The organism is Peptostreptococcus sp. (genome assembly GCF_977045075.1).
This window is the reverse complement of sequence record NZ_CDRRTB010000084.1, coordinates 1-7,515: the sequence shown is the minus strand read 5'-3', so window position 1 is coordinate 7,515 and position 7,515 is coordinate 1. Positions and strand designations below refer to the sequence as shown.

The window sequence follows — 7,515 nt, the reverse complement described above, 5'->3', positions numbered from 1 at the left end:
GCTAATGGAAAGGTATAAAATACAAAAGGGCAATATCCATAGCTATAAGTTTGCTATGGATGCTGCCGCATAATTTAATAGATTTTATTGATTTAAATTATCACCAACGTTATTTGACATAGAGCCTAAATATGTAATGGGTGGTAAAATATACATGTTTGAATATTTTTTAATAGGGATGAAGACTGTGTTTTCGAGTAATATATTAATAAAGCCAATACTACTGCTTGCCTTATATATGCTTCTTATAGGATTTAGGAGGCTATCAATCACAATCAGGAGTGGTGGTGACTTTTTGTCACCCTTTAAAATAAGGGATGGCTACCTCTATATTCATAGTGGTATGGTTCCAGGCAAGAGAGAATTTTCACTAAAGGACATAAAAGAGGTCACAATACACCTTATAAGCGGAGTAAGAATAAATGGTGACAGGTACCATATTGAGCTAACTATGAAAAATGGTAGGAGCAAGTCCTTTTTTGTAGGGAAAGACAGGAAGAATGTAGAATTAATAAGTGAAATGAAAAAGGAATTAAACAGAAAGAGTGTAAAGGTCCACTACTACGACTATAGCAAGAAATAAGGAACTTTACTTGGAATATTTAATTTTATGGAGGTTAGATATGAGTTTCTATAATCTAATACAGGAAAAATTTTTTAGTACATATGAAGAATGGCACATGAAATCGCCCTTAAGTAATAGTTGTGGTTTTCATATAGTGGGAATTGATAACTCTATCAATTGCATAAGGGATGGATATATAAGATATATGGAAATCTATCCACCTCGTCCTATAAACGGATGTACAAAAATGAGGTCTGAAATTGGAAATAAAGAGGGCTACATTGACTTATACCTAGATATTGATGATAAAAAATACTGGATGCCGGATATTAGCTATGATGATGCTATTAAAATCATGAGAGCTTTTGTAAAAAGGAAGCTTATCCCAAGTCAAGATAAATATACTGAAGCTCCTAAAGTGGACAAGGAGGCTGTTACAAAGTTATTTTATGACCTAGCAAGGCTGCTTTTAGGTGATTACCCAGAAACTCAAAAGTTTATCGATAGCCTAAAGCTTAAGGGGCCTGAGGATATAGATATGGCCTGGGAAAAACTCTATGAGGAAATCCTGTTAAGAAAAAGAGCATTTGAGTTTGATTGGAAGGCTAGAAAGGATGATTTTATACCTATACTAAAAGAATTAATTGTAAATAAGGGGTTAAATATAGACTTAGGTCAATTGGATGAATTAGACAAAAAGGTCTTAAATGAAGATGAGGATATACCAAGGTGGGCGGCACAAATTAACTCTGTATTAGAGGAACATGTATTAGCAGGTATGGATGTCGGAAGTGACTCCTATGTAGTGCTTGTATTGACCAAGGCGGACTTTGAAAAGGCAGATACTTTGGCTAGAAAGTTAATGCAGAGGATTGCCCTTTTAGAGAAGATGTAGTTACAAGTAGGTGTAATAGTGCACAATGTACTAAGTATATAGGAGGAGTAACATGAAAAAGTTAGCAAATATTGTAGCTATAATTTTAAGTTTAGTTTTACCAGTATTAGGTATAGTAGTATTCCTGTTTAATATGGACATATTTATCTACAACTGGCTATGGTGTGGATTATATGGGTGTATTCTAGTTTGTATTTTTTGTAAGTCAAAGGCCTACAAGTTTGTGGCAATTATCTTGAACTTACCAGTAATCCTACTTTGTGCATTTGGAGCATTGATGGGTGGTCTTGCAGGGCCACTGATAGTTTTGATTCACATGGTAATACCATTTTATTCTACTTTAATATAGTTTATAAATTTAGGAGGAGAATATGTTAGATTTACTTTTTATTTTAATACCAATAGGCCTGGTCATAGCATTTATTAGTATCAAAACTATAATTAATTTTATGAAAATAGAACCAATCTATGAAATGCCAGCAAGTCAAAGTGAAGGAACCTTTGTAATTAAAAGTGGGGGCGTATATGAAATATGGCTAAGTGGCAAAAAGTATAAAAAGACACCACTTGGACAGATTGGCCTAAGGCTGGAAAATATGTATACGAGGCAAGATGTAGAATTGTCGAGGAGTATAATGCGGACCAGTGTGAGTGGCTTTAATACTGCTAGAGTATCAATCTATTCCTTTAGGGCAGAGGCGGGAACCTATATTCTTTCGATGACCGATGAGGCTGACTTTATGGATAGGCTTGGGGCCAAGTTTATAAACAGTATAAGTAGGTCACCTGTAGATTACAGTCAGTTTAGCTTTCAGGTTCGTAAGCATGTCAGTCTATTTCCTTTTATTCTATGTATTTTTGGCATTGTCTTGGGTATACATGCGATTTTAGTAGGATTGATACTACCTATGGCCTTGTAGGATTCATAAAGGTTAAAGATAAATTAAAAAAAGTCTCTTAAATCACGAATGATTTAAGAGACTTTGTCTACTATCCTACTGCTCTAAGATTTCCTCAAGTGCATCAGGATCTAGTATCTCAATCAGATTCTTCTTGTAGAGGATTAGTCCTTGGTCTTCCAGGCCCTTTAACTCCCTATGCAGTGATGGCCTAGATACGTTCATCAATAGAGACCACTTTGTTACAGACCCAGGTATAGGAATTCTGTCAGTATTAAGCCTCTTTTTTTGTAATAGTAGATAATAGGCTACCTTCTTTACAATACCACTATAGGAAAGTAGGGTTAGCTTTTGCTGGAGCATATAGGTAGTTGAAGATATCTCTGTCATAAAGTTCTCCAGTATTATCAGGTTACTTTGGATTAGACGTAGGAAGTCATCTTTTTTAAAGATAAGGACATCCATGGGCTCTGTAGCAACAACGTCACAGGGATACTTGTGGCTAGTTGAAAAAACTGCCGCAGCACCTATAATATCACCAGGCCTCCTAATGGAAACATTTAGCTGGTTGCCATTGGGGAAGGGCTTTTGAGATTCAGCCTGACCCTTGACTACGATGCCCAATGTATCGGCAGGCTCCAGCAGGTGAAATATTACTTCATTCCTATCATAGTGGTTTATTTTATGAGGTATTGCCTCAAGCGATTTAATTATATCTTTTTCAGTCATTCCTTCGAATAAATTACTTTTTGTTAGTATAGAATAATTCATACTTGTCTCCCTTCCTAGGTCTTTATAGATATTATACCTAAAAATTTTTAAAAAGTGTATCTGTAGATACAGAAATAAGAAAGAAAATTATTTATAATAGACTTAACAAGAAGGAAAGTTATAATAAAAATAAATACTTTAAAGTAGGCTGAGTTCCCTTACTATCAGCATCGCACCTATAATTAAGGCCTGGAACTCTAAAACTATAAAGTAAATATACTTCCTTATTGATAATGATAATTTTAATAAATAGAAAAGTTTAAGTAAAGAAAGAGAGGTAAAATTATGGCATTTAAGGATTGGAAAATAGAGGAATTTAAGAAGGTAGACGTTCGTGGGATACAGGGTAACTTCTTTATGGGACTAAAGGAACAGGCCAAGGCAGTTCCAGAGGGACAGGGCCTAGAGGTAATTCAGAGCTTTGATCCTATCCCCCTATATGAGGTAATGGAAGACCTAGGTTATGAGCACCATACAGAGCAGACAGGAGACACAGAGTTTCATGTATACTTCTATCGTGCAAGGGTAAAGGAGGACGAAAAGAATATACCAATGCGTCCGGCAGCACTTACAAATATGCCCCTTATAGATGAAGGTCTAGGTAAGATTGCAGTTGAGTTTTGGGACCTAACTTGGAATGATGAAAAGAGGTACCTACCATACGAAACTAGACTACTGCTTTCTCTAACAAATGCCGTTGGAGCAGGAAGGATGCGTCAGGCAACTAGGGAGCTGGTAAAGGCATATATTCACGGACTAGATAGCAGGGCCCTAGATGATGTATTTGAGCTTTTGGTATGGAACCAGGGTATAGGAAACTTCAGTTCAGAAATTGGACCATCAACTTTGTTTGCAGCCTACAAGACAGTAAAAAATATGGAAAAGCAGGGCAAGGATCGTGGTGAAATTTGCCAGGCCCTAAGGGAAAAGTTTGGTGAGAAAAATCCAGACGTTAGGGTTTAATAGGCTAGACAATAACCCAATAACTCTTTAGATATTAAAATCTAAGATTATACAGATTAATACAGTATAGATGAATACAGTATAGATAGATAAATAAATATAGTATGGGTAAATATAGTATAGATAAATACAGGATATACTGAGATAGGAGGAAGCTATGAAGATTACAGAAGCAACTAGGCTAAAGGACCTTTTAGAGGAGTACCCATGGTTGAAGGATGAGATAGTAAAGGTAAACGAGAAGTTCGAGATGCTTAACTCACCACTAGGAAAGATTATGGCTACAAAGGCAGACGTACACGAAATGAGCAAGAGGTCAGGAATGGACCTAGACCTATTGATATCAAAATTAACAGACCTAATTGATAGTCACCAGGATTAGAGAGAGGTGTGGCCAATGAAGGAAGTAGTAGGAAGGGTATTTTCAATTGCCAGGGATAACGAGCCAATAGCAGGCTGCACAGTTTCCAAGGAAATATATGGTGGAGATAACGCCATATCCATATTTTCCATGGCAGAGGATACAGATATCAGTGCAGAGATATTCCCATATCACAAGCTAGTACTTGTAGCTGAGGGAAGGGTGATTGTCTACAAGTCTGACGGTAGTGAAAGGCTACTAGGGGCTGGAGATGGAATTTTAACAGAGCTTGATACACCGGTTGGATTTAAGTCAGAAACAGGTGTAGTATATACAGAAATAGAAATTAGGAGGAAAGATATTATGAATAAGGCAATAAAAGCAGGACAAGTATTTAAGTTTGCAGAACTTATACCATACCAGGATGGAAAGATAGTAAATATGGACATAGTTCACAATGACAAGATGAAGTTTGTAATTATGGCATTTGATGCAGGAACAGGCCTATCTGAGCATGCAGCACCAGGAGAAGCATTAATATTTGCTTTAGACGGTGAAGCTGTGATAAGATATGAAGGAGAGGACCACCTTATCAAGGCAGGAGAAAATTTCCACTTTGCCAAGGGAGGCCTACATTCAGTAAAGGCAGATAAGAAGTTTAAGATGGGACTTCTATTGACACTAGAGTAAGTAGAGATACTTAAGAAACAACCATATCAAAATTAACAGCTAGTGGGCAGGCCTGTAGGGGAGACCATAACCCTCCCATACAGGCTAGGTCCCGGGCCTAGCTGTTGATATATAGGCCCTTGGGCTTTAAATTTATGGTGGAGGCAAAGGTTTGCTACTACCAGCTTTATTTGAGAGTATATGGAGGAAAAAGAATGAGAAAGCATGTAAAAGGAAATGTAAGTTGGGTCGGCTATATCGACTGGGAGCTAGAGAGTTTTCATGGAGATGATTATTCAATCATGAATGGTTCTAGCCAGAATGCCTACTTGATCGAGGAAGAAAAAACTGTATTAATTGATACAATATGGACACCACACAGGTTCGACTTTGTGGAAAACCTAAAGAAGGAAATAGACCTAAAGAAGATCGATTTTATTGTAGCCAACCATGGTGAATGCGACCATTCAGGCTCATTGACTACAATAATGGATGAAATACCTGATACACCAATATATTGTACTGCCAATGCCGTAAAGAGTATTGAGGGCCAGTATGGTAAGCGTGGATGGAATTTCAATGTTGTTAAGACTGGAGACAGCGTGGATATAGGTAATGGCAAGAAGCTAGTCTTTGTAGAAATGAAGATGCTTCACTGGCCAGACTCTATGGCGACTTATATGACTGGGGACAATATACTTTTCTCAAACGATGCATTTGGTCAGCACTTTGCAGTAGAAGAACTATTTAACGACAAGGCAGACCAGTGCCTACTGAATAAGGAGGCTATTAAGTACTATGCCAATATCTTAACTCCTTTTTCACCATTGCTTAAGAAGAAGCTGGCAGAAATTATAGGCTTTAACTTAACTTTTGATATTATCGCTCCATCACATGGTGCTATCTGGCGTGAAAATCCACTTCAGATAGTTGAAAAGTATGCGGCTTGGGCAGAAGACTACCAGGAAGACCAGGTAACAATAGCCTACGATACTATGTGGGAAGGTACAACTAAGATTGCCCACAAAATAGCAGAGGAAATTCATAGACAGAGTCCTGACACTGTAGTCAAGGTATTCAATATCTCAAAGGCAGACAAGAATGATGTCATGACAGAGGTATTTAAGTCAAAGGCAATAGTTGTAGGATCACCAACAGTAAGTAATAGTATACTTTCAAGTGTTGCTGGTTGGCTAGAATTCTTGAAGCAGCTTAAGTTCAAGAAGAAGAGGGCTGCAGCATTTGGCTGTTATGGTTGGAGCGGAGAATCAGTGAAGGTTCTACAGGCCAAGCTTGTAGATGCAGGTTTTGAGGTAATAGATGAAAATATCCGTTCATTATGGAATCCAGATGACCAAGACTTTGAACAAATACCAGGCCTTGTGACATCACTACTTAAATAGATAGATAGTATATAAAATAGACCTTAACCAAAAATTTGGTTAAGGTCTATCTCTATGTTAATAAAAAATTTAGGAACCTAAAGTTCTATATACTTAGCCAATCTCTGGCCGACAAATACGGCAAGTGCACAGCTAGCTATATCCTTAATAAAGGCAAATGGGAATAAACTAATCAGACAGGCCAAGTAGGATATCTTTGTACCCAAGGCATAGTTTAGTATAAAGTATGTATACATACTACCAAAGCCGTATGTAAAGGCCATACCAAGTAGACAGGCCAAAAATAGCTTTATAAATGATCCAGTGCCCAGCTTTTCCCTAAAGTAACCAACTAGGTAGGCTGTAATTATAAAGGCAAGTAGGTAGCCAAAGGTAGGCTTTAGTATATACTGGGGTCCGCCACCCTCTGTGAAAATAGGGAAGCCCACTAAACCGATTAAAACATAGACAAGGGTAGATAGTCCACCCCTCTTAGCTCCAAGTAGCACACCAGCTAATAATACAAAGGTAAACTGAAAACTGAAAACAGTTACTGGGAAGGGTATCCTGATAAAGGCACCTATTGCTATTAGGGCTGTGAATAGGGAACAAAGAATCATGGTCTTTGTGTTTAAAAATTTCTTACTCATATAAATCCTCCTAAATTAATAGTAAACCAAATAAAAGAAAAGGTTTACTAACCTTATGTAAGATAGTTTACCACATACAAAAGACATTGTAAACCATAAATTTATAAAAGTTTACTATACCTGTAATTAAATAAGGAATCAAGTCTTAAAATATGACCCACAAGAAAGAGTAAAATAAACTATGAATCACCAAAATATGGTATAATGTAGTTTAGCGTATTTTTAAAATACTAGAAAGACCAGCTATCAAATGTCAATACAAAATAAAAAAGAAATTTCACACTGACATTATTGCATAGCAAATAAGCCTAATGAATAGGCTTGAAAAATTAATAATATTGACAACTAAATATTTGGAGT

10 protein-coding genes are annotated in these 7,515 nt (G+C 36.8%); 8 read left to right on the top strand and 2 right to left on the bottom strand.

What is annotated here, in order from left to right:
• The first annotated feature begins 154 nt into the window (after positions 1-154).
• Genes ACW6OJ_RS06895 through ACW6OJ_RS06880 form a run of 4 tightly spaced genes read left to right on the top strand, consistent with a single transcriptional unit; the run spans position 155 to position 2,380 of the window.
• On the top strand, positions 155-583 hold the full coding sequence (locus ACW6OJ_RS06895) for a hypothetical protein (protein ID WP_456096116.1): 429 nt from the start codon (positions 155-157) through the stop codon (positions 581-583).
• Positions 584-623: 40 nt separating this feature from the next.
• Positions 624-1,460 (top strand): DUF6630 family protein, encoded by an 837-nt coding sequence (locus ACW6OJ_RS06890; RefSeq protein WP_456096115.1) that lies wholly within the window; start codon positions 624-626, stop codon positions 1,458-1,460.
• 52 nt (positions 1,461-1,512) lie between these two features.
• Positions 1,513-1,809, top strand: coding sequence for a hypothetical protein (locus ACW6OJ_RS06885; protein WP_455105389.1), 297 nt, complete (start codon positions 1,513-1,515; stop codon positions 1,807-1,809).
• 22 nt (positions 1,810-1,831) lie between these two features.
• Positions 1,832-2,380: a hypothetical protein gene (locus tag ACW6OJ_RS06880; protein WP_456096114.1), complete on the top strand. Its 549-nt coding sequence runs from the start codon at positions 1,832-1,834 to the stop codon at positions 2,378-2,380.
• A 75-nt stretch (positions 2,381-2,455) separates the two neighbouring features.
• Here ACW6OJ_RS06880 and ACW6OJ_RS06875 read toward each other — a convergent pair whose 3' ends face one another.
• A complete protein-coding gene (locus tag ACW6OJ_RS06875) occupies positions 2,456-3,130 on the bottom strand; it encodes a Crp/Fnr family transcriptional regulator (protein WP_456096113.1) in 675 nt (224 codons plus the stop codon).
• Between the two features lie 285 nt (positions 3,131-3,415).
• On the opposite strand from ACW6OJ_RS06875, the gene ACW6OJ_RS06870 reads away from it, so the two are divergent.
• The 4 genes from ACW6OJ_RS06870 (at position 3,416) to ACW6OJ_RS06855 (ending at position 6,526) form a co-directional block, all read left to right on the top strand.
• Positions 3,416-4,093, top strand: coding sequence for a DUF2249 domain-containing protein (locus tag ACW6OJ_RS06870; RefSeq protein ID WP_455103762.1), 678 nt, complete (start codon positions 3,416-3,418; stop codon positions 4,091-4,093).
• A gap of 157 nt (positions 4,094-4,250) precedes the next feature.
• Positions 4,251-4,475, top strand: coding sequence for a DUF1858 domain-containing protein (locus ACW6OJ_RS06865; RefSeq protein ID WP_455103763.1), 225 nt, complete (start codon positions 4,251-4,253; stop codon positions 4,473-4,475).
• A gap of 15 nt (positions 4,476-4,490) precedes the next feature.
• Positions 4,491-5,144 carry a cupin domain-containing protein gene (locus tag ACW6OJ_RS06860; RefSeq protein WP_293429839.1) on the top strand — a complete coding sequence of 218 codons (654 nt, stop codon included), beginning with the start codon at positions 4,491-4,493 and terminating at the stop codon, positions 5,142-5,144.
• A gap of 194 nt (positions 5,145-5,338) precedes the next feature.
• Positions 5,339-6,526 (top strand): oxygen-binding di-iron domain-containing protein, encoded by a 1,188-nt coding sequence (locus ACW6OJ_RS06855; protein WP_456096112.1) that lies wholly within the window; start codon positions 5,339-5,341, stop codon positions 6,524-6,526.
• 77 nt (positions 6,527-6,603) lie between these two features.
• Here the strand turns inward: ACW6OJ_RS06855 and ACW6OJ_RS06850 are convergent, their stop codons facing one another.
• Positions 6,604-7,155 (bottom strand): biotin transporter BioY, encoded by a 552-nt coding sequence (locus ACW6OJ_RS06850; RefSeq protein ID WP_456096111.1) that lies wholly within the window; start codon positions 7,153-7,155, stop codon positions 6,604-6,606.
• Positions 7,156-7,515 lie beyond the last annotated feature (360 nt).